The 26,446-nt window shown below is 59.9% G+C and carries 21 protein-coding genes, 1 tRNA gene and 1 pseudogene; 22 read left to right on the top strand and 1 reads right to left on the bottom strand.

Annotated elements, in window-relative coordinates; translation table 11 throughout:
- The first annotated feature begins 37 nt into the window (after positions 1-37).
- The 7 genes from grpE (at position 38) to greA (ending at position 9,970) form a co-directional block, all read left to right on the top strand.
- On the top strand, positions 38-616 hold the full coding sequence (grpE, locus tag BM254_RS12255; RefSeq protein WP_092003869.1) for a nucleotide exchange factor GrpE: 579 nt from the start codon (positions 38-40) through the stop codon (positions 614-616).
- A gap of 116 nt (positions 617-732) precedes the next feature.
- Complete coding sequence (gene dnaK, locus BM254_RS12260) at positions 733-2,658, top strand: molecular chaperone DnaK (protein WP_092003872.1); 1,926 nt, start codon at positions 733-735, stop codon at positions 2,656-2,658.
- Positions 2,659-2,736: 78 nt separating this feature from the next.
- Complete coding sequence (gene dnaJ / locus BM254_RS12265; protein ID WP_092003875.1) at positions 2,737-3,861, top strand: molecular chaperone DnaJ; 1,125 nt, start codon at positions 2,737-2,739, stop codon at positions 3,859-3,861.
- Positions 3,862-3,889: 28 nt separating this feature from the next.
- On the top strand, positions 3,890-4,693 hold the full coding sequence (dapB, locus tag BM254_RS12270; protein WP_092003878.1) for a 4-hydroxy-tetrahydrodipicolinate reductase: 804 nt from the start codon (positions 3,890-3,892) through the stop codon (positions 4,691-4,693).
- A 362-nt stretch (positions 4,694-5,055) separates the two neighbouring features.
- Positions 5,056-6,186 carry a glutamine-hydrolyzing carbamoyl-phosphate synthase small subunit gene (gene carA, locus BM254_RS12275; protein WP_175497264.1) on the top strand — a complete coding sequence of 377 codons (1,131 nt, stop codon included), beginning with the start codon at positions 5,056-5,058 and terminating at the stop codon, positions 6,184-6,186.
- Positions 6,187-6,267: 81 nt separating this feature from the next.
- Positions 6,268-9,486: a carbamoyl-phosphate synthase large subunit gene (carB, locus tag BM254_RS12280; protein WP_092003885.1), complete on the top strand. Its 3,219-nt coding sequence runs from the start codon at positions 6,268-6,270 to the stop codon at positions 9,484-9,486.
- Positions 9,487-9,490: 4 nt separating this feature from the next.
- Positions 9,491-9,970 (top strand): transcription elongation factor GreA, encoded by a 480-nt coding sequence (greA, locus tag BM254_RS12285; protein WP_092003888.1) that lies wholly within the window; start codon positions 9,491-9,493, stop codon positions 9,968-9,970.
- A gap of 143 nt (positions 9,971-10,113) precedes the next feature.
- Here greA and yhbY read toward each other — a convergent pair whose 3' ends face one another.
- Positions 10,114-10,425 (bottom strand): ribosome assembly RNA-binding protein YhbY, encoded by a 312-nt coding sequence (yhbY, locus tag BM254_RS12290; RefSeq protein WP_092003891.1) that lies wholly within the window; start codon positions 10,423-10,425, stop codon positions 10,114-10,116.
- A 185-nt stretch (positions 10,426-10,610) separates the two neighbouring features.
- Between yhbY and BM254_RS12295 the strand changes: the two are divergent.
- The 15 genes and pseudogenes from BM254_RS12295 to BM254_RS12365 form a co-directional block, all read left to right on the top strand.
- A pseudogene (locus BM254_RS12295) lies at positions 10,611-10,976 on the top strand (SAM-dependent methyltransferase); the annotation flags it as partial.
- Positions 10,977-11,184: 208 nt separating this feature from the next.
- Positions 11,185-13,128 carry an ATP-dependent zinc metalloprotease FtsH gene (gene ftsH, locus BM254_RS12300; RefSeq protein ID WP_175497265.1) on the top strand — a complete coding sequence of 648 codons (1,944 nt, stop codon included), beginning with the start codon at positions 11,185-11,187 and terminating at the stop codon, positions 13,126-13,128.
- A 101-nt stretch (positions 13,129-13,229) separates the two neighbouring features.
- Entirely contained in the window at positions 13,230-14,060 is an 831-nt protein-coding gene (gene folP / locus BM254_RS12305; protein WP_092003893.1) for a dihydropteroate synthase, read from the top strand.
- Positions 14,060-15,403: a phosphoglucosamine mutase gene (gene glmM / locus BM254_RS12310; protein ID WP_092003896.1), complete on the top strand. Its 1,344-nt coding sequence runs from the start codon at positions 14,060-14,062 to the stop codon at positions 15,401-15,403. The genes folP and glmM overlap by 1 nt, the downstream gene beginning before the upstream one ends.
- 75 nt (positions 15,404-15,478) lie before the next feature.
- Complete coding sequence (gene tpiA / locus BM254_RS12315) at positions 15,479-16,243, top strand: triose-phosphate isomerase (protein ID WP_092003899.1); 765 nt, start codon at positions 15,479-15,481, stop codon at positions 16,241-16,243.
- An 18-nt stretch (positions 16,244-16,261) separates the two neighbouring features.
- On the top strand, positions 16,262-16,639 hold the full coding sequence (gene secG, locus BM254_RS12320) for a preprotein translocase subunit SecG (protein WP_092003903.1): 378 nt from the start codon (positions 16,262-16,264) through the stop codon (positions 16,637-16,639).
- 8 nt (positions 16,640-16,647) lie between these two features.
- Positions 16,648-16,732, top strand: a tRNA-Leu gene (locus BM254_RS12325).
- Between the two features lie 327 nt (positions 16,733-17,059).
- The gene (gene rimP, locus BM254_RS12330; RefSeq protein WP_092003906.1) at positions 17,060-17,521 is read left to right on the top strand and encodes a ribosome maturation factor RimP; all 462 of its coding nucleotides are present in this window, start codon (positions 17,060-17,062) and stop codon (positions 17,519-17,521) included.
- A 54-nt stretch (positions 17,522-17,575) separates the two neighbouring features.
- Positions 17,576-19,069 (top strand): transcription termination factor NusA, encoded by a 1,494-nt coding sequence (gene nusA / locus BM254_RS12335; protein ID WP_092003909.1) that lies wholly within the window; start codon positions 17,576-17,578, stop codon positions 19,067-19,069.
- A gap of 18 nt (positions 19,070-19,087) precedes the next feature.
- Entirely contained in the window at positions 19,088-21,652 is a 2,565-nt protein-coding gene (gene infB, locus BM254_RS12340; RefSeq protein WP_092003912.1) for a translation initiation factor IF-2, read from the top strand.
- Positions 21,652-22,083 (top strand): 30S ribosome-binding factor RbfA, encoded by a 432-nt coding sequence (gene rbfA / locus BM254_RS12345; protein ID WP_092003915.1) that lies wholly within the window; start codon positions 21,652-21,654, stop codon positions 22,081-22,083. The genes infB and rbfA overlap by 1 nt, the downstream gene beginning before the upstream one ends.
- A complete protein-coding gene (truB, locus tag BM254_RS12350) occupies positions 22,080-23,006 on the top strand; it encodes a tRNA pseudouridine(55) synthase TruB (RefSeq protein WP_092003918.1) in 927 nt (308 codons plus the stop codon). The genes rbfA and truB overlap by 4 nt, the downstream gene beginning before the upstream one ends.
- Positions 23,007-23,084: 78 nt before the next feature.
- Positions 23,085-23,354: a 30S ribosomal protein S15 gene (gene rpsO, locus BM254_RS12355; RefSeq protein WP_092003920.1), complete on the top strand. Its 270-nt coding sequence runs from the start codon at positions 23,085-23,087 to the stop codon at positions 23,352-23,354.
- Between the two features lie 499 nt (positions 23,355-23,853).
- Positions 23,854-25,968 carry a polyribonucleotide nucleotidyltransferase gene (gene pnp / locus BM254_RS12360; protein ID WP_175497268.1) on the top strand — a complete coding sequence of 705 codons (2,115 nt, stop codon included), beginning with the start codon at positions 23,854-23,856 and terminating at the stop codon, positions 25,966-25,968.
- Between the two features lie 214 nt (positions 25,969-26,182).
- Positions 26,183-26,446, top strand: a 264-nt coding sequence (locus BM254_RS12365; protein WP_139227071.1) for an IS110 family transposase, incomplete at its 3' end; no start/stop codon positions are given.

Genomic DNA, 26,446 nt, shown 5'->3' on the forward strand with positions numbered 1-26,446 from the left:
GTGTTGTCAGGCCGCTGGAGATCTAGCAGGAGAAGTCATGAGCACTGACGAGAACCGCAACGAACAGGCAGAGGAATTGAAGGAAGCGACTGAGGCGGCTGCCGAGGAAGCGCAGGCAACCGGGGAAGCTGCCCCGGAAGGCGAGGAGGTTTCCGAAGTGGAAGCCCTCAACGCCCAGGTCCAGGAGCTCAAGGACCAGATGCTGCGCACCCAGGCGGAAATGCAGAACGTGCGTCGTCGCTCCGAGATCGATGTGGAAAAGGCCCACAAGTTCGCTCTCGAGAAGTTCGTGAAGGAGTTGCTGCCGGTGGCTGACAGCCTGGAGAAAGCGGTGGAAAGCACCGAAGGCCAGGAAAACTCCGGTGAACTGGTGGCTTCCATCCGCGAGGGTGTGGAAATGACCCTCGAGCTGTTCATGAAGAGCCTGGCGAAGTTCAATGTCGAGCAGCTGAACCCTGTGGGTGAGCCGTTTGATCCGCAGCAGCACGAGGCCATGTCCATGGTGCCGGCGCCGGATGCCGAGCCCAACAGCGTGGTCAATGTTGTCCAGAAGGGTTACCTGCTTAACGGCCGTGTGGTGCGCCCGGCGATGGTCATCGTTGCCAAGGCCGAGTAACGAAAAATTCGCCGGCAGGCTTGAAAAGCCGATTAAAGCGCCAATATAGCGAGTAAATAGCGAGAAGCCGGGGCGACATTCTCCGGGAAAGCATTCAGAAGATTTGGAGTGATTCGATGAGCAAGATTATTGGTATCGACCTGGGAACCACAAACTCCTGTGTGGCCATCATGGATGGTGACAAGGTAAAGGTAATCGAGAACGCCGAGGGTGATCGCACCACCCCGTCCATCATCGCCTACACCGATGATGGCGAAACCCTGGTTGGCCAGTCTGCCAAGCGTCAGGCGGTAACCAACCCGAACAACACCCTCTACGCCATCAAGCGTCTGATCGGTCGTCGCTTTGAAGACGACGTGGTTCAGAAAGACATCAAGATGGTGCCCTACAAGATCACCAAGGCCGACAATGGCGACGCCTGGGTCGAAGTGAAGGGCCAGAAGATGGCGCCGCCGCAGGTGTCTGCAGAAGTTCTGAAGAAGATGAAGAAGACTGCAGAAGACTACCTGGGCGAGAAAGTGACCGAAGCGGTTATCACCGTGCCGGCCTACTTCAACGACAGCCAGCGCCAGGCCACCAAGGACGCCGGCAAGATTGCCGGTCTGGAAGTGAAGCGGATCATCAACGAGCCGACCGCTGCTGCCCTGGCCTATGGCCTGGACAAGAAGAGCGGCGATCGCACTGTCGCAGTCTATGACCTGGGTGGTGGTACCTTCGACCTGTCCATCATCGAAATCGCCGACGTGGACGGTGAGCACCAGTTCGAAGTACTGGCCACCAACGGTGACACCTTCCTGGGTGGTGAAGACTTCGACCTGAAGATCATCGAGTACCTGGCGGACCAGTTCAAGAAAGACAGCGGTATCGACCTGCGTGGTGATTCCCTGGCGATGCAGCGTCTGAAGGAAGCTGGCGAGAAAGCCAAGATCGAGCTGTCCAGCAGCCAGCAGACCGACGTGAACCTGCCGTACATTACTGCAGACGCCTCCGGTCCCAAGCACATGAACGTGAAGCTGACTCGCGCCAAGCTGGAATCCCTGGTCGAAGACCTGGTCCAGCGCAGCCTCGAGCCCTGTAAAGTGGCTCTGCAGGATGCCGGCATGAAGGCGTCTGAAATCGACGAGGTTATCCTGGTCGGTGGTCAGACCCGTATGCCGCTGGTGCAGGAGAAGGTAAAAGAGTTCTTCGGCAAAGAAGCGCGCAAGGACGTTAACCCGGACGAAGCCGTGGCCATGGGTGCTGCTATCCAGGCGGCCGTGCTCTCCGGCGATGTGAAAGACGTTCTGCTGCTGGACGTAACCCCGCTGACCCTGGGTATCGAAACCATGGGTGGCGTGGCGACTCCGCTGATCGAGAAGAACACCACGATCCCGACCAAGAAGTCGCAGACCTTCTCCACAGCGGAAGACAACCAGACTGCCGTGACCATCCACGTGGTTCAGGGTGAGCGCAAGCAAGCGTCCGGAAACAAGTCCCTGGGCCGTTTCGACCTGGCGGACATCCCGCCGGCGCCTCGCGGTGTGCCGCAGATCGAAGTTACCTTCGACATCGACGCGAACGGCATCCTGAACGTGTCCGCGAAGGACAAGGCTACCGGCAAAGAGCAGTCCATCGTGATCAAGGCCTCTTCCGGTCTGAACGATGACGAGATCGAAAAGATGGTGCGGGACGCCGAGGCCAATGCCGAGGAAGATCGCAAGTTCGAGGAACTGGTCCAGGTCCGCAATCAGGGTGACGCCATGGTTCACGCCGTGCGCAAGACCCTGAGCGAAGCCGGTGACAAGGTCAGCGACAGCGAGAAAGAGTCTATCGAGGCTGCCATCAAGGACCTTGAGGAAGCACTGGAAGGTTCCGACAAGGAAGCCATCGAGACCAAGACCCAGAAGCTGACCGAAGTGTCTTCCGAGCTGGCCCAGAAGATGTACGCGGATCAGGCCGACCAGGCGCAGCAGGCTGGCGGGCAGGAGGGTGCCCAGTCCCAGTCAGCTGACGACGCCGTCGACGCCGAGTTCGAGGAAGTCAAAGACGACGACAAGAAGTAAATCTGACGTACATCAGGTAGTTGGAAAACGCGGGGGCTTCCCCGCGTTTTCCGCGTTATAAATACAGGGTTTTATAGCATGGCCAAGCGCGATTATTACGAAGTTCTCGGTGTATCCCGGGACGCGGACGAGAAGGACATCAAGCGGGCGTACCGAAAGCTCGCCATGAAATACCATCCGGACCGTAACCCGGACGATGAAGACGCCGAGAATAAATTCAAAGAGGCCAGCGAAGCCTACGACGTATTGGCGGATTCCAGTAAGCGTGCCGCCTATGACCAGTTCGGCCACGCCGGCGTTGACGGCCAGGCCGGAGGCGGCTTCGGCGGTGGTGGTGCCAGCTTCTCCGACATCTTCGGCGATGTGTTCGGAGACATCTTCGGCGGCGGTGGTCGCGGCCGCAACACCCGCGGTGCCGACCTGCGCTACACCCTCGAGCTGGACCTCGAAGAGGCCGTCAAAGGCAAGTCCGTCAATATCACCATTCCCGGGCACGAGGAATGCGAAGCCTGTGATGGCAGTGGCGCCGAGAAAGGTTCCGGTGTCGAAACCTGCGGTACCTGTAAGGGCATGGGCCAGGTACGCATGCAGCAGGGCTTCTTCGCCGTACAACAGGCCTGCCCGACCTGCCGGGGTTCCGGCCAGATCATCAAGAACCCGTGCAAGGTATGCCATGGCCAGGGCCGGGTACGCAAAGAGAAAACCCTCTCCGTCAAAGTGCCGCCCGGTGTCGATACCGGTGACCGCATCCGCCTCTCCGGTGAAGGGGAAATGGGTGTCGACGGTGGCCCTCCCGGCGACCTGTACGTCCAGATCGCGGTGCGTGAACACTCCATCTTCACCCGCGAGGGCCGCAACCTGTATTGCGAAGTGCCCATCAGCATCGTGGACGCCACCCTCGGCGGCGAACTGGAAGTGCCCACGCTTGATGGCCGCGTGAAGCTCAAGATCCCGGCCGAAACCCAGACCGGCAAGCTGTTCCGCCTGCGCAACAAAGGCGTGAGCCCGGTCCGTGGTGGCCCGGCCGGTGACCTGCTGTGTCGTGTGGTGGTGGAAACCCCGATCAACCTCACCAAGCGCCAGAAAGAGCTGCTGGAAGAATTCCAGCAAACACTGGACGGCAGCAACGGCACCCATCATGCTCCGAAGAAAACCTCCTGGTTCGAGGGTGTGAAAAGCTTCTTCGACGAAATGAAATTCTGAGCGTGAGCCAAACAAGGGAAAAGCGAACATGAGGGTAGCAATCATCGGCGCCGCCGGGCGCATGGGCAAAGTCCTGATCGAAGCCGTCGACGGCACGGAAGGCCTGGAACTGGGCGCTGCCATCGTCGAGCCCGGCAGCAGCCTCGTTGGCGCCGACGCCGGCGAACTCAGCGGCATCGGAAAAACCGGCGTGAAAATGGTCGGCAGCCTGGCAGACGCGAAGGACGACTTCGATGTACTCATCGACTTCACCTTCCCGGACCTGACCCTGGAAAACGCCGAATTCTGCAAGGCCAACGGCAAAATGCTCATCATCGGCACCACCGGCATGTCCGACGCCGAAAAAGAGCAGCTGGCCATGGCCGCAGAATCCATCCCGGTGGTGTTCGCGCCCAACATGAGTGTCGGCGTCAACGTCGTCCTCAACCTGCTGCGCACCGCCGCGGCAACCCTGGGCGACGACTACGACGTCGAAATCATCGAAGCCCACCACCGCCACAAAAAGGACGCGCCTTCCGGCACCGCCCTGCGCATGGGCGAAGTGGTTGCCGACGCCCTCGGTCGCGACCTGAAAGAATGCGCCGTGTACGGCCGCGAAGGCTTCACCGGCGAGCGCACCCGCAAGGAAATCGGCTTCGAAACCATCCGCGCCGGTGACGTGGTCGGCGACCACACCGTCCTCTTCGCCACCGAAGGCGAGCGCATCGAGGTAACCCACAAGGCCAGCAGTCGCATGACGTTTGCCAAGGGCGCGATGCGGGCGGCGCTGTGGCTAGAGGGTAAGCCGGCTGGTCTGTACGATATGCAGGACGTACTGAGTCTGAAGGGCTGACTTTGTTTGATCGCATGCTCGGAGGCGGGGGATTGGTATCTCTTTTCCGGGAATGTTGAAGGCCAGGGATGGCCTGAAACAAGCGCACATGGACGTGCTCGTAGCGGTTCCCGGAAAAGAGATACCAAGCGCCCGCCGGGCTCTCGGCCTAACCCGATTGAATACATTTCTCGTGGACAGAAAGCGCCAAATTTCCTACAATAAGGCGATTTAACTGCACCAAGCGTAGCTTTGAGAAGCTAAAAGAGTTTTATGAAAAGCGGGACGGAGTCTCTACTCCCTCTCGCTTTTTTGCGACCTGAATTTGCGCTTGCGTTCCTGTTCGTGACGAACTTATCCGCCACTCGATGAGGATACAAGCCTTGAGCACACCAGCAATCCTTGCACTCGCAGACGGAAGCCTCTTCTACGGCACCGCCATGGGCGCTGACGGAGAAACCAGCGGCGAGGTGGTATTCAACACCGCCATGACCGGCTACCAGGAAATCCTGACCGATCCGTCTTACTCCCGCCAGATCGTCACCCTGACGTATCCGCACATCGGCAACACCGGTGTCAACGAAGAGGATATCGAATCCGACCGCATCCAGGCCGCCGGCCTCATTATCCGGGACCTGCCCCTGTTGGCCAGCAACTGGCGCAGCCAGGGTAGCCTCCAGGACTACCTGCGAAGCAACAACATTGTTGGAATTGCCGACATCGACACCCGCCGCCTGACCCGCATCCTCCGGGACAAGGGCTCCCAGAATGGTGCCATCGTCGCCGGCGAAAATGCCACCGCCGAGCGCGCCCTGGAGCTGGCCAAGGCGTTCCCGGGACTCAAGGGCATGGACCTTGCCAAGGAAGTCACCTGTGACAAAACCTGGCAATGGAGCCAGACCGAGTGGAGCCTCGACTCCGGCTATGGTGAGCGCACCGAAGCGAAGTTCAAGGTGGTGGCCTGGGATTACGGCGTCAAGCTCAACATCCTGCGCATGCTCGCCGCCCGCGGTTGCGACATCACCGTAGTACCGGCCCAGACCCCGGCTTCGGAAGTGCTGGCCATGAACCCGGACGGTATCTTCCTGTCCAACGGCCCCGGTGACCCCGAGCCCTGCGATTACGCCATCAAGGCCATCCAGGAAGTGCTCGAGACCGAAATCCCGGTCTTCGGCATCTGCCTCGGCCACCAGCTGCTGGCCCTGGCCAGCGGCGCCAAGACCATGAAGATGGGCCATGGTCACCACGGTGCCAACCATCCGGTGCAGGATATTGCCAAGGGCACCGTGATGATCACCAGCCAGAACCACGGCTTTGCCGTGGACGAGGCAACATTGCCCGCAAACGTTGAGGCGACTCACAAGTCCCTGTTTGACGGCACGCTGCAGGGCATTCGCCGGACCGACAAGCCGGCCTACAGCTTCCAGGGTCACCCGGAAGCCAGCCCCGGTCCCCACGACGTGGCGCCCCTGTTTGACGAGTTTATCCGCCTGATGGAAACCCGATCCGCCTGAGCGCGGATCGCCCCGGAAAGCTCACAGGCGCCGCGTTTTGCGCTGCAAGAATTCAAAAGTTGCTGACAGGTTTACCAAGACATGCCAAAACGTACAGACATCAAAAGCATCCTGATCCTGGGCGCCGGCCCCATCGTGATCGGGCAGGCGTGCGAATTCGACTACTCCGGAGCCCAGGCCTGCAAGGCCCTGCGTGAAGAGGGTTACCGGGTCATCCTGGTGAATTCCAACCCGGCCACCATCATGACCGACCCGGTCATGGCCGATGCCACCTACATCGAGCCCATCACCTGGAAGACGGTCGAGAAAATCATCGAGAAAGAGCAGCCGGATGCGCTGCTGCCCACCATGGGCGGCCAGACCGCACTGAACTGCGCCCTGGATCTGGAAAAGCACGGCATCCTGGAGAAGCACGGCGTCGAAATGATCGGCGCCAACGCCGACACCATCGACAAGGCCGAGGACCGGGACCGCTTCGACAAGGCCATGAAGAAGATCGGCCTGGAGTGCCCGCGCGCTGCCATCGCCCACTCCATGGACGAAGCCTGGAAAGTGGCCGAGGACATCGGCTTTCCGTGCATTATCCGTCCGTCCTTCACCATGGGTGGTTCCGGTGGCGGTATCGCCTACAACAAGGACGAGTTTGAGGAAATCTGTACCCGCGGTCTGGACCTTTCCCCGACCAACGAACTGCTGATCGATGAATCCCTGATCGGCTGGAAAGAGTACGAGATGGAAGTTGTCCGGGACAAGAACGACAACTGCATCATCGTCTGCGCCATCGAGAACTTCGATGCCATGGGCGTGCACACCGGTGACTCCATCACCGTGGCTCCGGCCCAGACCCTCACCGACAAGGAATACCAGATCATGCGGAACGCCTCCCTGGCGGTCCTGCGTGAGATCGGTGTGGAAACCGGCGGCTCCAACGTGCAGTTTGGCATCAACCCGGACACCGGCCGCATGGTCGTGATCGAGATGAACCCGCGGGTATCCCGTTCCTCCGCCCTGGCTTCCAAGGCGACCGGCTTCCCGATCGCCAAGGTCGCGGCCAAGCTCGCGGTGGGCTACACCCTGGACGAGCTGCAGAACGAAATCACCGGTGGTGTCACCCCGGCCTCGTTCGAGCCGTCCATCGACTACGTGGTCACCAAGATTCCCCGGTTCACCTTCGAGAAGTTTCCCCAGGCCGACGCCCGCCTGACTACCCAGATGAAATCCGTGGGTGAGGTCATGGCCATCGGCCGCACTTTCCAGGAATCCCTGCAGAAAGCCCTGCGTGGCCTGGAAGTGGGCTCCGAAGGCTTCGACGAGAAGCTCGAGGATCTGGATTCCGAGAACTCCCGGGAAACCCTGACCCGCGAGCTCAATGTGCCGGGCGCCGAGCGTGTCTGGTACATCGGTGATGCCTTCCGTGCCGGCATGAGTGTCGAGGACGTGTTTGCCCACACCAGGGTGGACCCCTGGTATCTGGTGCAGATCGAAGACCTGATCCGTGAGGAAGAGGCGCTGCGAAGTGCCGGCAAGGCCGATATCGACCAGGCCACCCTGTTCCGCCTCAAGCGCAAGGGCTTCTCCGATGCCCGCCTGGCCAAGCTGCTGGGCATCTCCGAAGTCAGCCTGCGCAAGCTGCGCCACGACCTGAACATCCGCCCGGTGTACAAGCGCGTGGACACCTGTGCTGCGGAATTCGCCTCCGACACCGCCTACATGTACTCCACCTATGAGGAAGAGTGCGAAGCGGACGCCAGCGACCGTGAGAAGATCGTGGTTATCGGTGGCGGCCCCAACCGGATCGGCCAGGGCATCGAATTTGATTACTGCTGTGTGCACGCGGCCCTGGCCATGCGTGAGGACGGCTACGAAACCATCATGATCAACTGCAACCCGGAGACCGTGTCCACCGACTACGACACCTCCGACCGGTTGTACTTCGAGCCGATTACCCTGGAAGACGTGCTGGAAATCATCTACGTCGAGAAGCCCAAGGGCGTGATCGTCCAGTACGGCGGCCAGACCCCGCTGAAACTGGCCCGTGGTTTGGAAGCGGCCGGCGTGCCGATCATCGGTACCAGCCCGGACGCCATCGACCGTGCCGAGGACCGGGAACGGTTCCAGCAGATGATCACCCGCCTGGGCCTGAAACAGCCCCAGAACGCCACCGTGCGCAGCCACGAGGAAGGCATCCTGGCGGCTCGTGAAATCGGTTACCCGCTGGTTGTGCGCCCGTCCTACGTTCTGGGCGGCAGGGCCATGGAAATCGTCTACGACGAAGAAGAGCTGGTGCGCTACATGCGCAATGCGGTGCTGGTCTCCAACGACAGCCCGGTGCTGCTGGACCACTTCCTGAATGCCGCCATCGAGGTGGACATTGACGCCATCTGTGACGGTGAGGATGTGGTCATCGGCGGCATCATGCAGCACATCGAGCAGGCCGGCGTCCACTCCGGTGACTCCGCCTGTTCACTGCCGCCGTACACCCTGTCCCAGCAGGTCCAGGACGAGATGCGCGATGCCGTGAAGAAGATGGCCATCGAGCTGGATGTGGTCGGCCTGATGAACGTGCAGCTGGCCTGGCAGGACGGTGAGATCTACGTGATCGAAGTGAACCCGCGGGCTTCCCGTACCGTGCCGTTCGTATCCAAGGCCATTGGCGTATCTCTGGCTGCGGTCGCGGCCCGGGTCATGTCCGGCAAGACCCTGAAGGAGCTTGGCTTCACCCAGGAAATCGTGCCGAGCTACTACGCGGTGAAAGAGTCGGTGTTCCCGTTCAACAAGTTCCCCGCCGTTGACCCGATCCTCGGCCCGGAGATGAAGTCCACCGGCGAGGTGATGGGTCTGGGTGACAGCTTCGACGAGGCCTTTGCCAAGGCAGCCCTGGCCGTGGGTGAGCGCCTGCCGGACAAGGGCACCGCCTTCATGTCCGTGCGCGACGTGGACAAGCCCGGAGCCGCCAAGGTTGCCCGGGACCTGGTGGATGCCGGATTCAAGATCATTGCCACCACCGGTACCGCCAAGGCGCTGGAAGCCGCCGGGATCGAGGTTGAGCGGGTGAACAAGGTCCGTGAGGGCCGTCCGCACATCGTCGACGCCATCAAGAACGGCAAGGTGCAGCTGATTATCAACACCACTGAAGGTCGCAAGGCGATTTCCGACTCGGCGCAGATCCGCCAGTCGGCCCTGCAGACCAAGGTGACCTATACAACGACACTGGCGGGTGGCGAAGCCTTCTGCCGGGCCATCAAGTTCGGCCCGGAGCGTACTGTTCGCCGCCTCCAGGATCTACACGCAGGAAAGTAAGACTATGGCTGACAGAGTACCCATGACCAAGGAGGGGGAATCCCGCCTCCGCGAGGAGCTTAAGAAGCTGAAGTCCGAAGATCGTCCGCAGGTGATTGCGGCGATTGCCGAAGCCCGCGAACACGGCGATCTGAAGGAAAACGCCGAGTACCATGCTGCGCGAGAGCAGCAGGGTTTCATCGAGGGCCGGATTCAGGAAATCGAAGGCAAGCTCGCCTCCGCCCAGGTGATTGACGTCACCACCATGGAAAACACCGGCAAGGTTATCTTCGGCACCACCGTGCACCTGGTGAACGTGGACACCGATGAGGAAGTGACCTACCAGATCGTTGGCGAGGACGAAGCCGACATCAAGAAGGGTAAGCTCTCTATCTCTTCCCCGATCGCCCGTGCCCTGGTGGGCAAGGACGAAGGCGATGTAGTCGCGATCCGCGTGCCCTCAGGCACCGTGGAGTATGAGATTACCGAGGTGGAGTACATCTGAGGGTGCGAGTGAGTGAAAACGGGGTCAGATGAAAGCTTTCATCTGACCCCATCTTCACCCCAGACTCCGGGCGTCACTCAAAGCCCAGGCACAAAAAAGCCGGCTACGGTCCCCCGCAGCCGGCTTTTTCTTTTGAGCTTCGCTCAGTGCTTATGCCGAAGCAGGTTCGACAGCTTCGGGTTCGGCTTTTTGGCCCGGCGCAGCAGGACGGCAATCTTGCCGATGGTCTGCACCACCTCGGCCCCGGACGCCTCGCACAGGGCACTGATAGCCTCCTGGCGGGCTTCACGGTCCTGGCTGGCCACCTTGATCTTGATCAGCTCGTGATCGTTCAGTGCGCGCTCCAGCTCTTCCTGGAGTCCTTCGGACAGGCCTTTGTCTCCCACGATGATCACGGGTTTCAGGTTGTGGGCAATGGCCCGGTATTCCCGGCGCTGTTCCGGTGAAAGACTCATGATGTAATCTCTTTATAGGTGCAATTAACAAAAGGTCAGCGGCTTATACGCTGGCATAATCGTATAATCTGCGGATTGTAACAGATCGCTTCGCCATACAAATGCTTGTTAACCCGTATCGACGGTGGGCCTGAAGGATCTGTACCAGAAAGATTTGGAGGTAGGTTTGGCTCGGTCCAAGTCCAGCGATCGCCGGTGTGGACTTCGTTCAGGGTGATTTTACCGAGGATGAAGTCTTCGAAAGACTGTTGGAATTGTTGGGTGACCGTCAGGCGGATGTTGTAATTTCCGATATGGCACCCAATATGAGTGGTATGGCTGCGGTAGATATTCCGCGGGCGATGGGGCTGGTGGAGCTGGTCCTGGACATGGCCCGGTAGGTACTGCAGCCCGGAGGCGTGTTTGTTGCCAAGGTGTTTCAGGGTGAAGGCTTTGATGCATTGCTGGCTGACATGCGCGGCAGCTTCAAGACCGTTGTAAGCCGCAAACCGGATTCTTCCCGGGCGAGGTCGAGAGAGATCTACCTGGTGGGGAAGGGATTCAAGGGGTGATATGAAGCCCGGGCAGGTTAAGTTGAAGTTGGGGTCAGATGAAAGCGTTCATCTGACCCCGTCTTCGGACCCCGCCCCGTTTTCAGATTCCGCCTTCCCTGCGGCCGCTACGGATGGGCCGTTTCTGGTGGACGAGCGTACAATTGGTGTAAGGTGTCGGAAAAGGTTGTCTTTAATAAGGCTTCCTTCAATTCACAGGTGATGATCCTTGAACGATATGGCAAAAAATCTGGTTCTCTGGCTGATAATAGCCGCCGTGCTGCTGATGGTGTTTCAGAATTTCTCTCCCACCACCACCGGCCAACAAGTCAACTATTCCCAGTTCGTGGAGATGGTCCAACAGGGCCAGGTTCAGCGGGTGACCATCGACGGTCTGGACATCCAGGGTACCCGCGGTGACGGTTCCCAGTTCCAGACGATCCGGCCCCAGGTGTCGGATAACAAGCTGATGGACGACCTGCTCGCGAACAACGTCGAAGTGATCGGTAAGGAGCCTGAGCGCCAGAGCCTGTGGACACAGCTGCTGGTGGCGGCGTTCCCGATACTGATCATTATAGCTCTATTCGTCTTCTTTATGCGCCAGATGCAGGGCGGGGGTGGCGGCAAAGGCCCCATGTCGTTCGGCAAGAGCAAGGCGCGCCTGATGAGTGAAGACCAGATCAAGACCACCTTCGCTGACGTCGCCGGTGTCGACGAAGCCAAGGAGGACGTGAAAGAGCTGGTCGACTTCCTGCGGGATCCGAGCAAGTTCCAGCGTCTGGGCGGCAGCATTCCCAAGGGTGTGTTGATGGTCGGTCAGCCGGGTACCGGTAAGACCCTGCTCGCCAAGGCGATTGCCGGCGAAGCCAAGGTGCCGTTCTTCTCGATCTCCGGTTCCGACTTCGTTGAAATGTTCGTGGGTGTGGGTGCATCCCGTGTCCGTGACATGTTCGAGCAGGCCAAGAAACAGAGCCCGTGCATCATCTTCATCGACGAGATTGATGCGGTCGGTCGCCACCGTGGCGCCGGCATGGGTGGTGGCCACGACGAGCGTGAGCAGACCCTGAACCAGCTGCTGGTCGAGATGGACGGCTTTGAAGGTAACGAAGGCGTGATCGTGATCGCCGCCACCAACCGTCCGGATGTTCTGGATCCGGCCCTGCTGCGTCCGGGTCGTTTTGACCGCCAGGTGGTGGTTGGCCTGCCCGACATCATTGGCCGCGAGCAGATCCTGAAGGTGCACATGAAGAAAGTGCCCCTGGCAGACGGTGTAGAGCCTTCCCTGATTGCCCGTGGTACCCCCGGATTTTCCGGTGCCGATCTCGCCAACCTGGTGAACGAGGCAGCCCTGTTTGCGGCACGCCGTAACCAGCGTCTGGTGTCCATGGAAGAGTTCGAGCTCGCCAAGGACAAGATCATGATGGGCGCCGAGCGCAAGTCCATGGTCATGAGCGAGAAAGAGAAGCGGAACACTGCTTACCACGAGTCTGGGCATGCCATCGTCGGCCGTCTGATGCCCGAGCATGATCCGGTGTACAAGGTGAGCATTATCCCCCGTGGCCGAGCCCTGGGTGTGACCATGTTCCTGCCGGAAGAAGACAAGTACAGTCACAGCAAGCGCTTCCTGATCAGTTCCATCTGCAGTCTGTTCGGTGGCCGTATCGCGGAAGAACTGACCCTCGGCTTCGACGGTGTCACCACCGGTGCCTCCAACGACATCGAACGTGCTACCAGTCTGGCCCGTAACATGGTGACCCGTTGGGGTCTGTCCGAGAAGCTGGGTCCGCTGCAGTACGATACCGACAGCGAAGAGCCGTTCCTGGGCCGTTCAGCCGGTCAGTCGCAGACTGTTTACTCGCCGGAGACCGCCCAGCGGATCGACGAAGAGGTTCGTAACATCATCGATACCTGCTACGAGACTGCCAAGCAGATCCTGATCGATAACCGGGACAAGCTGGACCTCATGGCGGAAGCGCTGATGAAGTATGAAACCATCGACCGCTACCAGATCGATGACATCATGGAAGGCCGCGAACCGCGTCCGCCCAAGGGTTGGGGTGGTAGTGGCCCGGCCGGTGGTGTGCAGGCCGGCGAGCCGGAAAAGGCTCCGGAGCCGAAGGGTTCCGATGACGGTCGCCAGCCTGGTGTAGGTCGGCCGGCCGGAGAGCACTGACCCGCTCCCTGACCCACAAACAGGTCGATTGAATGCGCCGCCCGGACTCCGGGCGGCGTTTGTTTTTGGTACCGCTGAATATTCTTCAGGAAAGGTTTGCTATGGAAATGAGCTTTGCCGGGCGGGTGTTGGATATGTCCCGCTGCCATGTCATGGGAATTCTCAACGTTACCCCGGATTCCTTCTCCGACGGTGGAAAATTCAACTCCCGGGATGCGGCCCTGGTTCGGGCCCGGCAAATGGTTGCCGATGGTGCGGCGTTCATTGATGTCGGTGGTGAATCCACTCGCCCCGGCGCGGCTCCCGTGTCTTTGCAGGAGGAGCTGGATCGGGTCTGCCCGGTGGTGGAAGCAATCGCGGCGGAGCTGGATACGGTGATCTCCGTGGATACGAGTTCTCCGGAAGTGATGGCCGAGACAGCAAAGCTGGGTGCCGGACTGATCAATGACGTACGCGCGCTTCAGCGCAGTGGTGCCCCGCAGGCGGCCGCTGCGGCCGGCATTCCGGTGTGCATCATGCATATCCAGGGCGAGCCGGACACCATGCAGGACCGCCCGGAGTACCGCAACGTCCGCCGGGAGGTCAGTTCGTTCCTGACCGAACGTATGCGGGTGGCGGAGCAGGCCGGCGTGCTCCCGGAGAACATCATCCTCGATCCAGGCTTTGGTTTCGGCAAGAGCCTGGAGCACAACCTGCAGCTGCTCGCCTCCATGGAGCAGCTCCATATCCTGGGGCACCCCCTGCTGATTGGTATCTCCCGCAAATCCATGTTGGGCAAGATTACCGGTCGCGAGGTGGATGAAAGGTTGCCCGCAAGCATCGCGGCCGCGACAATAGCCGCCATGAAAGGTGCCAGCATCGTGCGTGTCCACGATGTCAGGGAAACAGTGGATGCCGTCAGGGTAGTGGCGGCCATGAAGGAGGCGGGTTGATGTCCGATCGCAAATATTTTGGTACCGACGGCATTCGTGGCCGGGTCGGTGAGTTCCCTATTACCCCGGAATTCATGCTGCGCCTGGGCTGGGCCGCCGGCCAGGCGTTCAAGAAGGATGGTCAGCGCAACAGTGTGCTGATCGGTAAGGACACCCGGTTGTCCGGTTACATGTTTGAATCCGCATTGGAGGCCGGTTTGTCTGCTGCCGGTGTGGACGTAAAGCTGCTCGGCCCGATGCCGACGCCGGCTATTGCCTATCTCACCCGTACTTTCCGGGCCTCCGCCGGCATCGTGATCAGTGCGTCCCACAATCCGCACCACGACAACGGCATCAAGTTCTTCTCATCGGCCGGCACCAAGCTCGACGATGCCCTTGAGGCGGAAATCGAGCGCTGGCTGGATCGTCCGCTGGAAGTGTGCGAGCCCTCCGAGCTCGGCAAGGCGTCACGGGTGGATGATGCTCCCGGCCGGTACGTAGAGTTCTGCAAGAGCACGGTGCCCAACGAGTTCACTATGGACGGCCTGCATGTGGTCCTGGATTGTGCCCACGGTGCTACCTATCACGTGGCGCCCAAGGTGTTCCGGGAGCTCGGTGCCAAAGTATCACTCATCGGTGCCGACCCCGACGGCCTGAACATTAATCTGGATGTTGGCTCTACCCACCTGGATGCGCTCAAGGCGACGGTGCTGGAGAAGAAGGCCGATCTGGGTATCGCCTTCGACGGCGACGGCGACCGGGTGCTGATGGTGGATCGCGATGGCTCCGAGGTGGATGGCGATGAGTTGCTGTACATCATTGCCTCCCAGCGCTATGCCGAAGGTCGTCTGAACGGGGGCGTGGTTGGTACTCTGATGACCAATCTCGGCGTTGAGCTGGCGCTGAAGGATGCCGGTATCGACTTCGAGCGCGCCAAAGTGGGCGACCGCTACGTGATGGAACGACTGGTCGCCAATAATTGGGTGCTTGGTGGCGAGGGCTCAGGCCACATGGTGATCCGGGACTGCACCAGTACCGGTGATGGCATTGTCTCGGCCCTGCAGGTGATGTTGGCCATCCACAAGTCCGGCAAGACCTTGGCCGAGCTGCGCCAGGGCATGACCAAACTGCCCCAGAAGATGATCAATGTACGTGTGGCGGAGCGTTTTGACCCGTTGTCCCGTGCCGACATCGTTGACGCCTTGCGCCAGGCCGAAGCGGAGCTGGGCGAAGCCGGTCGGGTCCTGCTGCGGGCGTCGGGCACCGAGCCTTTGATCCGGGTTATGGTTGAAGGCCAGGTCGAGGCGGACATTGTCCGGGTGGTCGAAGAGCTGGCCGGTGTGGTCGAGCAATCGAGCAGGTAATTTTGCGTTTTCAATCGGTTGTGTGAGGGCAGGGACTGCTGTATAGTTCGCCCTCCCTTACGTTCGGGAAGAGTTATGCGTCGCAAGATCGTAGCCGGAAACTGGAAAATGAACGGGTCTGCGGACCTGGCAAAGCAGCTTGTCGGTTATGTGCGGGCTGAGGCGGACACCCTTGATAATGGCGTGGAGGTTGTTATTATTCCTCCGGCCCTGTATGTCCGGGATGTGCTTGATCAGTCGGGTGATGTGCTCGGCGTTGGCGTCCAGAACGTAAGTCAGTGGGTTGCCGGTGCCTACACCGGTGAGACAGCCGCTGACATGGCAAAAGATCTGGGCTGTGGTTTCGCCCTGGTCGGCCACTCCGAACGTCGCGAGTACTTCGGCGAATCGGATGACGTGGTTGCCGCCAAGGTGGAGCGGGTTCTGGCCAGTGGTCTTGCTGCCGTGGTTTGTGTTGGCGAGACGCTCGAACAGCGGGAAGCGGGGCAGGCCCAAGCGGTTGTGGCTGCCCAGGTCAAGCAGGGGCTTGCCCGTGTGGAAGCCGGTCAGTGGTCGGATATTGTGGTTGCCTATGAGCCGGTTTGGGCCATCGGCACCGGCAAAACGGCCACTGCCGAAGATGCCCAGAGCATGCATGCGGCAATCCGCAAGGTGCTGGCTGAGATGGGCGCGCCGTCAGAGGGTATTTCTCTGCTTTACGGCGGCAGTGTAAAAGCGGATAATGCGGCCGCTTTGTTCGCCGAGCCGGATATCGACGGCGGGTTGATCGGCGGTGCATCGCTGGTTGCAGAAGATTTTGTGAGTATTTGCCGGTCCATGCCGGCGGGTACCAAAGGTTAAAGGTTCGCGGGATTCGTTATGGATTGGATGGAAACACTGGTAGTTGTTGTGCACGTCGTCATTGCCGTCGCACTGGTGGGTCTCGTTCTGATCCAGCAGGGCAAGGGTGCCGACGCTGGTGCCGCATTTGGTGGCGGTGCCTCCCAGACCGTATTTGGTAGTCAGGGTAGCGGTAGCTTCCTGACCCGTGTGACCACGATCCTGGCGATCGTGTTCTTCGTGACAAGTTTTTCGCTGGCGGTGTTCGCCAAGCAGCGTGCCGAAGTGGCGGGCGAGGCAGGTATTCCGGTAGTACAGGAATCCGCCGAGCAGGCTCCGGCCGAGCCTGCTGCAGACCCCGCTGATAGCAGCGAAGCCGAGAACGGGAAGGGTTCCGATCTTCCCGAGCTCGAGTAAGAGGTGTTGCCCGGGTGGTGAAACTGGTAGACACGCTATCTTGAGGGGGTAGTGGCGAAAGCCGTGCCGGTTCGAGTCCGGCCCCGGGCACCATATTGAAGAAAAACGGCTTGGACTTTCCAGGCCGTTTTTTTTGGTCAGTCCTTGACCAGTCCAGCCGGCGTCTCTATACTCCGGCGGATATTGGAGCCGGTGGGCTGTTCCCCGGTTTCCTGGCAGGCCAGGTGTCTGTCAGCAGGAGGTCATGCTCGTAGTGAGAGCGGCTTTCTGTGAGTTCTTGCGACAAAAGGCCCCAATTTCAGGGGCTTTTTGATTAAGGGGCCTGGCGCATCGGGCCCTGGTGCATAAAAAGGGCTGATCAACAGCCCTTTTTTTGTTTGTGGGGCCGGTAAAAATTCCTGAAATGGAGATGGCATAACTTTGTCAGCCAAGATTAAACAACTGGAAGACCTCCTTCGGCCGATCGTCGAGGGTCTGGGGTACGAGTTCTGGGGGATTGAATTCCGTTCCCAGGGCCACCACTCCCTGTTGCGTGTCTTTATCGACGATGCCGAGAACGGCATCGCCATCGACGACTGCGAGAAAGTCAGTCGTCAGATCAGCGGTGTGATGGATGTGGAAGACCCCATCCAGACCGAGTACACCCTGGAGGTTTCCTCCCCGGGGATGGATCGCCCGCTGTTTCGCCTTGAACAGTACGAGGCCTTTGTCGGCCATCAGGTCAAGATCCGTTTGCGCATGGCCTTCGAGGGTCGTCGCAAGTTCCAGGGGCTGATCAAGGGTGTTGAAGGAGACGATGTGGTGATCGTGGTGGATGACCACGAATACCTGTTGCCGTTCGACAGCATCGAAAAGGCACACATCGTCCCGGTATTTGAATGAGTCGAATTGAAAAGTCAGTGGACGCACAGTTTATTTTGAGGGCAGGGCAATCCAATGAGTAAAGAGATCTTGCTGGTGGTCGAATCCGTCTCGAACGAGAAGGGTGTCGAGAAGGATGTGATTTTCGAAGCGATCGAGCTTGCGCTCGCCACCGCTGCCAAAAAACGCTACGAGGATGAAGAAGCGGATATCCGGGTTGCCATTGATCGCCGCACCGGTGAATACGAGACCTTCCGCCGTTGGCTGGTGGTCGACAACGATCAGGTTCCTGCCCTGGGGACTGAGCTGACCTTCCAGGAAGCGGAAGAAATTGATCCGAACCTGAAACCCGGCGACATGTACGAGGAGAAGGTTGAGTCTGTTTCCTTCGGCCGTATTGGCGCCCAGGCTGCCAAGCAGATCATCTTCCAGAAGGTCCGCGAAGCCGAGCGGTCCAAGATTGTGGACAGCTACCGCGATCGCGTGGGTGAACTGGTGTCCGGCACCGTCAAGAAAGTGACCCGCGACAATGTCATCGTGGATCTGGGTGGCAATGCCGAGGCGCTGTTGCCCCGGGAACACCTGATTCCCCGGGAAACCTTCCGGATGGGTGACCGCGTTCGCTCACTGCTGCTGGAGATCCGCACCGACCACCGCGGCCCGCAGCTGATCCTGAGCCGGACCGCGCCACAGATGCTGATCGAGCTGTTCCGCATCGAAGTGCCGGAAATTGCCGAAGACCTGATCGAGATCCGCGGTGCTGCCCGTGACCCCGGTTCCCGCGCCAAGATTGCGGTCAAGACCAATGACCGTCGCATCGACCCGGTCGGTGCCTGTGTCGGTATGCGTGGCTCCCGTGTCCAGGCCGTCTCCAACGAGCTGGGCGGTGAGCGTGTGGACATCGTGCTGTGGGACGACAACCCCGCACAACTGGTGATCAACGCCATGGCGCCGGCCGAAGTGGCCTCCATCGTCATCGACGAGGACCGGCACACCATGGATGTGGCGGTAGCCGAGGACAACCTGGCCCAGGCCATCGGCCGTAACGGCCAGAACGTGCGCCTGGCGACGGAGCTGACTGGCTGGACCCTGAACGTGATGACCGAGGAAGAAGCCGGTGAGCGTCAGGAGCAGGAATACAACCGCCTGGTGGATCATTTCACCGCCAACCTGGATGTTGATGAGGAATTCGCCAGCGTGCTGATCGAGGAAGGCTTCACTTCTCTGGAAGAAGTTGCCTATGTCCCGATGGAGGAAATGCTGTCGATCGAAGGTTTTGATGAAGAAACGGTGACCGAGCTGCGCCGCCGCGCCAAGGACGTTCTGCTGAACCAGGCGCTGGCAAGTGAAGAGGCGCTCGAGGGTGCCGAGCCGGCTGAAGATCTGCTGAATATGGAAGGCATGGATCGGGCGCTGGCATTCAAACTGGCCGGAATGGGTGTTCGCACCATGGAAGATCTGGCCGAGCAGTCAGTAGATGACCTGCTCGATATTGAAGGTATGGATGAAGAGCGTGCCGGTCAGTTGATTATGACGGCGCGTGCCCCCTGGTTTGAAGACCAGGCTTAATTCGGGAGGAGGACCAGTATGGCTGAAGTAACGGTAAAACAACTGGCCGCAGATGTAGGCGCTCCCGTGGATCGTTTGCTGAAGCAGATTGTCGAGGCAGGCCTTGATGCCCGTTCCGAGAACGACGCTGTAACCAGCGATGAGAAGCAGCAGTTGCTGGCCTATCTGAGAAAGACGCACGGTGAGGCGGAGGCAGAGCCCCGCAAGATCACCCTGAAGCGCAAGACCACAACGACCCTGAAGGCGGGCAAGGCCAAGACAGTGAATGTCGAGGTTCGCAAGCGTCGCACGTACATCAAACGCGCAGAATTGCAGCCTGAAGCGGAAGCGCCCAAGCCGGAAGAGAAACTCGAGGAGCAGAAGCCGGTAGAGGCCGCTGCGCCTGCGGAAGAAGCACCAAAGGTGGCTGCTGAAGCCGAAGCACCGAAGCCGGAGGCCGAGAAGCCGGCAGAGGCCGAGGTTGCCGCGAAGGAAGAAACTCCGAAGGCCGAAGAGCCCGTGGAAGCGGCAGAGCCTGCCGTTGAGCCCGAGCTGCAGCCGGAAGAAGTGCCGATCCCGCCGCCCGAGAAAGAAGGCAAGGATCGCAAGCCCAAGAAGAAGAAAGAGAAGGGCCGTGAACGCGGTGAAGAACTCGAGGAAGGCAAGCCGAAGAAGAAGCAGGCTGGTCACCGCGGTCCTCGCAGTCGTCCGGTGGAAGAGCCGGTTGTGCTGTCCGAGGACGAGGAAGAGTCTGCGCCGCGCAAGTCGCTGCGTATGAAAAAGAAACCCAAAGAGAAGCGTCACGGCTTCGAGAGGCCGACCAAACCAATGGTCAGAGAAGTAGAGATTCCTGAAACGATTACAGTTGGTGACCTTGCCCAGCGCATGGCCGTCAAGGCCGCAGACGTTATCAAGACCCTGATGGGTATGGGCGTGATGGCCACCATCAACCAGGCCCTGGACCAGGAGACTGCCATCCTGGTAACCGAGGAGCTTGGTCACAAGGCCAAGGCGGTCAGCGAAGATGCCTTCGAAGAAGAGGTTCTGAGCGAGCTCACCGAAACCGCCGAGGGCAAAGAGAAGATCAAACGGGCGCCGGTTATCAGCGTGATGGGTCACGTTGACCACGGCAAGACCTCGCTGCTGGACTACATCCGTCGCACCAAGGTGGCCGCGGGCGAATCCGGTGGTATTACCCAGCACATCGGTGCCTACCACGTGGAAACCGACCACGGCATGGTGTCCTTCCTGGATACCCCGGGCCACGCAGCGTTTACCGCCATGCGGGCACGCGGTGCCCAGTGTACCGATATTGTTATCCTGGTCGTGGCGGCCGACGACGGCGTGATGCCGCAGACCAAGGAAGCGGTGGATCATGCCCGCGCTGCCGGCGTTCCCATCGTGGTTGCCATCAACAAGATGGACAAGGAAGAGGCCGATCCGGACCGCATCAAGAACGAGCTGGCGGGTATGGACGTGATCCCGGAAGACTGGGGTGGTGATACCCAGTTCGTGCCGGTATCCGCGCACACCGGCCAGGGCATCGACGACCTGCTCGAGGCGGTTCTGCTGCAGTCGGAAATGCTGGAGCTGGAAGCCTCTCCGGACGCACCGGCCAAGGGTGTTGTGGTCGAGTCCAGCCTGGAGCGTGGCCGTGGTTCGGTGGCGACGGTTCTGGTTCAGAACGGTACCCTGCGCCAGGGTGACATGGTTGTCGCCGGTTCCTTCTTCGGTAAGGTTCGCGCCATGACTGACGAAGCCGGCAAGCAGGTCAAGGACGCAGGTCCGTCCATTCCGGTCGAGATTCTCGGCCTGAACGGCACCCCGGATGCCGGTGACGAGTTCTTTGCCGTGGCCGACGAGAAGAAGGCCAAAGAGCTGGCCGAGTTCCGTCAGACCCGTGAGCGTGAGCAGCGTCTGCAGCGCCAGCAGGCGGCCAAGCTGGAAAACATGTTCGAGAACATGGGCAAGGACGAGGTCAAGACCCTGAACGTGATCCTGAAGACCGACGTTCGCGGTTCCCTGGAAGCGATTACCAAGGCCCTGCTGGATCTTGGCAACGACGAAGTCCAGGTCAAGATCGTGTCCTCCGGTGTCGGTGGTATCGCCGAGACGGATGTGAGCCTGGCGGCCGCTACCAACGCGGTTATCTTCGGCTTCAACGTCCGTGCCGACTCCGCTGCCAAGCGTCTGGTGGAGCAGGAAGGTCTGGATCTGCGCTACTACAGCATCATCTACAACCTGATCGATGACGTGAAGGCGGCCCTGACCGGCATGCTGGCACCGGAATTCCGGGAAGACATCGTCGGTATCGCCGAGGTGCGGGACACCTTCCGCTCACCGAAGTTTGGCCAGGTGGCCGGCTGTATGGTGGTTGAAGGCACCGTTTACCGGAACAAGCCGATCCGGGTACTGCGTGACAACGTGGTGATCTTTGAGGGCGAGCTGGAATCCCTGCGTCGCTTCAAGGACGACGTACCGGAAGTCCGTAACGGCATGGAATGCGGCATCGGCGTCAAGGGCTACGACGTGAAGGTCGGTGACCAGATCGAGGTGTTCGATCGCGTCAGGGTCGAGCGTAAGCTCGAATCTACGGGGGCCTGATGGCACGCGAGTTCAGCCGACTGGATCGCATCGGCGATCAGATGCAACGGGAGCTGGCCCAGCTTATCCAGCGGGAAATCAAGGACCCGCGGGTAGGCATGGTTACGGTCAATGACGTAAAAGTCAGCCGTGACCTGGGCTATGCCGACATCTATGTTTCACTGCTCTCCACCGAGGAACTCACTGAAGAGTCTCCGGAGGTCAAGGAGTCCCTGGCCGTCCTGAACAAGGCGGCCGGTTTCCTGCGTGGTCAGGTGGGGCGTGCGATGAAGCTGCGGGTGGTTCCCCACCTGCGCTTCCACTTCGACACCCTGCTCGGTCACAGCCGGAAAATGGACAAGCTCATCCGTGATGCGGTTGGCGACAAGCCGGCCGTACCCCGGGATGACAATGACGATCCGGTCTCGGACAATCCGGAGCGAGACGCTTGAGCCGAAGACGCAAAGGCCGTGATGTAAACGGCATTCTGGTAATCGACAAGCCCCAGGGCGTCACTTCCAACGGTATCCTCCAGCAAGTAAAGCGACTGTATGGCGCGGCGAAGGCCGGCCATACCGGCGCCCTTGATCCGCTGGCCACGGGCGTCCTGCCCCTGTGCTTCGGGGAAGCCACCAAGTTCTCCCAGATGATGCTCGACAGCGACAAGGCCTACATCACCACGGCCCGGCTCGGTGTGCGCACCGAAACCGGTGACAGTGAGGGCAAGGTCGTCGAGGAGAAGCCGGTGCCGCCTCTCGATGCGGACCAGGTGGAAGCCGTTCTCGAACGCTTCCGGGGTGCCATCGAGCAGGTTCCTTCCATGTATTCCGCCCTCAAGCACAAGGGGCGCCCCCTGTACGAGTATGCCCGGGAAGGCATCGAGGTTGAGCGACCGGCGCGTCCGGTCACCATCTACGAGCTGACCCTGCTGGAGCTACGGGACAACGAGATGGACCTGGCGGTCAGCTGCACCAAGGGTACGTATATTCGCTCACTGGTTGAGGACATCGGCCAGGCCCTGGGCTGCGGCGCCCATGTGAGTGCCCTGCGCCGGACCATGGCGTCCGGGTTTACCCTGGCAAACGCCCATGACGTCAGTGAGTTGGAAGCCATGCGAGAGCGCGGCGAGAGCCTTGATGGCCTGCTCCAGGCGCCTGACAGCGCGCTGTCCATGTTCCCGGAGGTGCGTCTGGAGGGAAGTGCAGCGGTATCGATCTTGAACGGGCAACAGGTTAGAATAAGCAGTCAACCTCTTGAAGGCTATGTGCGCCTCTACGGCGAGCAGGGCTTCATCGGGTTGGCAGAAGCTTTCCCGGAAGGCGAGAGGGTCCTGTTGGTCCCCCGCCGGCTGGTGAAAGGCAGCGCCGGACGTTAGTCGAGGCGCTGCATAGCCGGGCTGTAGAGATGCGCGGTTCGGCCGGATTTATCAGCATCGCAACCAATGAGGTGAAATATGGCACTTTCTGCCAACGAGAAAGCACAGATCGTCAAGGATTTTCAGCAAGGTGAAGGCGATACCGGTTCCCCTGAAGTTCAGGTGGCACTGCTGAGCGCCAACATCAACAAGCTGCAGGATCACTTCAAGGCCAACAAGCAGGATCACCATTCCCGCCGCGGCCTGATCCGGATGGTAAACCAGCGTCGTAAGCTGCTGGACTACCTGAAGCGCAAGAACGCTGACCGTTACCTGGACCTGATCCAGCGTCTGGGTCTGCGTCGCTAATCCGGGTTTTCGACCTGGGGCCTGTTCCCCGTGCTGGAACAGGCCGTCAACCGGTGGGCCTTCGGGCCCCCGGTTGAGCTTTTCTCAAGCGCAAAAAGCTGCAGTTGATTTGTCAGTGATACCGAAGGATTCCCTGTCGTAACCGAAAGCCGAAATTGATAGCAGGTTGTTGAAAAGCCCGGGCCGGATGTCATCGATGAGCCCTCCTCTTGACCGGGGTTTTGCAACAGCCTGTTAGCTTTCAGACGGGTTGTCCCTTCCGAGTATCACGCAAGCACCTGCAGTCAGATAAAAAAGGGGTCAGATCAGCTGATCTGGCCCCGGGTTCCATACTCTGGAGCTGACTTGAAAACGGGGTCTGATGAAAGCCTTCATCTGACCCCAGGTTCAACACTCCGGGTTCGGCCTGAAAACGGGGTCAGATGAAAGCCTTCATCTGACCCCACCTTCACGGCAAACCCCGGATTCATGACTGAAAAAGCAGGAGTTTGTTGTGCATTTGCAACCAACCAAGAAAACATTCGAAATGGGTGGGGAAACCTTCACCCTGGAAACCGGCCGTATTGCCCGTCAGGCAACCGGTTCGGTCCTGGTCTCTACCGGTGACACCGCTGTTCTGGGTACCGTAGTCGGTGCCAAGGAAGCGAAGCCGGGTCAGCCGTTCTTCCCGCTGACCGTAAACTACCAGGAGAAGACCTACGCCGCCGGTAAGATCCCGGGTGGCTTCTTCAAGCGCGAAGGTCGTCCTTCCGAGAAGGAAACCCTGACCTCCCGCCTGATCGACCGTCCGATCCGCCCGCTGTTCCCGAATGGGTACATGAACGAAGTACAGGTGATCTGTACCGTCATGTCTGCCAGCAAGGAACACGATCCGGATATCGCTGCGATGCTGGCCGCTTCTGCGGCACTGGCCGTTTCCGGTATTCCGTTTGACGGTCCGATCGGTGCCGCCCGTGTCGGCTTCACCGACGACAACGGCTACTTCCTGAATCCGACCTTTGAACAGCTGGAAAGCTCCATGCTGAACATGGTTGTGGCTGGTACCGAAGACGCGGTGCTGATGGTTGAATCCGAAGCCGATGGCCTCAGCGAAGACCAGATGCTTGGTGGTGTTCTGTTCGCGCACCAGCAGATGCAGACTGCTATTTCCGCTATCAAGGAATTTGCCGCGGAAGTTGGCAAGCCGCGTTGGGAGTGGAAGCCGGAGCCGGAGAACACCGAGCTGCTCGAAGCCATCAAGGGCGAATTCAGCGGTGCTATCGAAGAAGCTTACGGTATTCGTGACAAGATGGCCCGCTACGAGCGTCTGGGCGAGATCAAATCCGCGGCGGTAGAGAAGTTTGCCGGCGAAGAGGAAGGTCAGCCGTCCGAGGAAGAGGTCAAGAAGTACTTCGGCAAGATCGAGAAGAACGTGGTTCGCCAGCAGGTTATCGATGGCAAGCCGCGGATCGACGGCCGTGACAACAAGACCGTTCGTCCGATCGAAATCGAAGTGGGCGTTCTGCCCAGCGTTCACGGTTCCGCCCTGTTTACCCGTGGCGAGACCCAGGCCATCGTGACTGCCACCCTCGGTACTTCCCGGGACGTGCAGATCATTGACGCCCTGGAAGGCGAACGCAAGGATCCGTTCCTGTTCCACTACAACTTCCCTCCGTACTCCGTAGGCGAAGCTGGTCGTGTCGGTTCTCCGGGCCGTCGTGAAGTGGGTCATGGCCGTCTGGCCAAGCGTGGTGTCCTGGCAGTCATGCCGACCCTGGAAGAATTCCCGTACGCGATCCGTGCCGTATCCGAGATCACCGAATCCAACGGTTCCAGCTCCATGGCGTCTGTCTGTGGTTCCAGTCTGGCGCTGATGGATGCCGGTGTACCCATCAAGGCGGCCGTAGCCGGTATCGCCATGGGCCTGGTCAAGGAAGGCGACAAGTTCGCGGTTCTGACCGACATCCTGGGTGACGAGGATCACCTCGGCGACATGGACTTCAAGGTAGCCGGTACCAAAGACGGTGTTACTGCCCTGCAGATGGACATCAAGATTAACGGTATCACCGACGAGATCATGGAACTTGCCCTGGAGCAGGCCCACGAAGCGCGTCTGCACATCCTGGGCGAGATGAACAAGGTCATCGCCGAGCCGCGCTCCGAGCTGTCCGATCGCGCACCGAGCATCACCACCATCAAGATCCATCCGGACAAGATCCGTGACGTGATCGGCAAGGGTGGCTCCGTGATCCGTGGTATCTGTGACGAGACCGGCGCCTCCATCGACCTGGACGACGACGGCAACGTGAAGATCTACGCGGACAACCAGGCCGCCGCCCAGGCTGCGGTCAACCGCGTCAAGGAAATCACCGCCGAGATCGAAGTTGGTGCCATCTACAAGGGCCGCGTTGAGCGCATCGTGGACTTCGGTGCCTTCGTCAACATCCTGCCCGGCAAGGATGGTCTGGTGCACATCTCCCAGATCTCCGACCGCCGCATCGAGAACGTCACCGACGAACTCAGCGAAGGTCAGGAAGTCCTGGTCAAGGTACTGGACGTGGACAACCGCGGCCGCGTGAAGCTGTCCATGAAGGAAGTGAAGGAAGGCGAGCAGCCGACCGATTTCACTGACTGATAGCCAGCGGTAAAGACGGGGGTCAGAAGAACGCTTTCTTCTGGCCCCTTTTTTTGTGCCCGAAATTCCGGTTCAGAGCCAAAATCCGGCGGCCAGGCCTAACCCGGGGTCAGATGAAAGCTTTCATCTGAAAATCATGTAGCCAGCCTCCCATAGTCCGTCATCCGGAGTAGGCTGGTAGTTGGCAAACACACTGCCGCTACAGGAGGCTGACATGACTCTATTCTGCGCCATCGACCTGCATTCAAACAATAGTGTCGCTGTCGTTCTTGATGAGAATGACAGCGTGCTTTATCAGGAACGTCTACCTAACGACCTGCCCACCATCGAGCGGGCGCTGCAGCCTTTCCAGAACGATCTCTACGGGGTTGCGGTGGAGTCGACCTTCAACTGGTACTGGCTGGTGGACGGCCTACAAGCGGCCGGTCACCACGTCATGCTGGTCAACACGCATGCGGTGCAGCAGTACAAAGGTCTG

Source organism: Marinobacter pelagius (assembly GCF_900114925.1).
Lineage (GTDB): Bacteria > Pseudomonadota > Gammaproteobacteria > Pseudomonadales > Oleiphilaceae > Marinobacter > Marinobacter pelagius.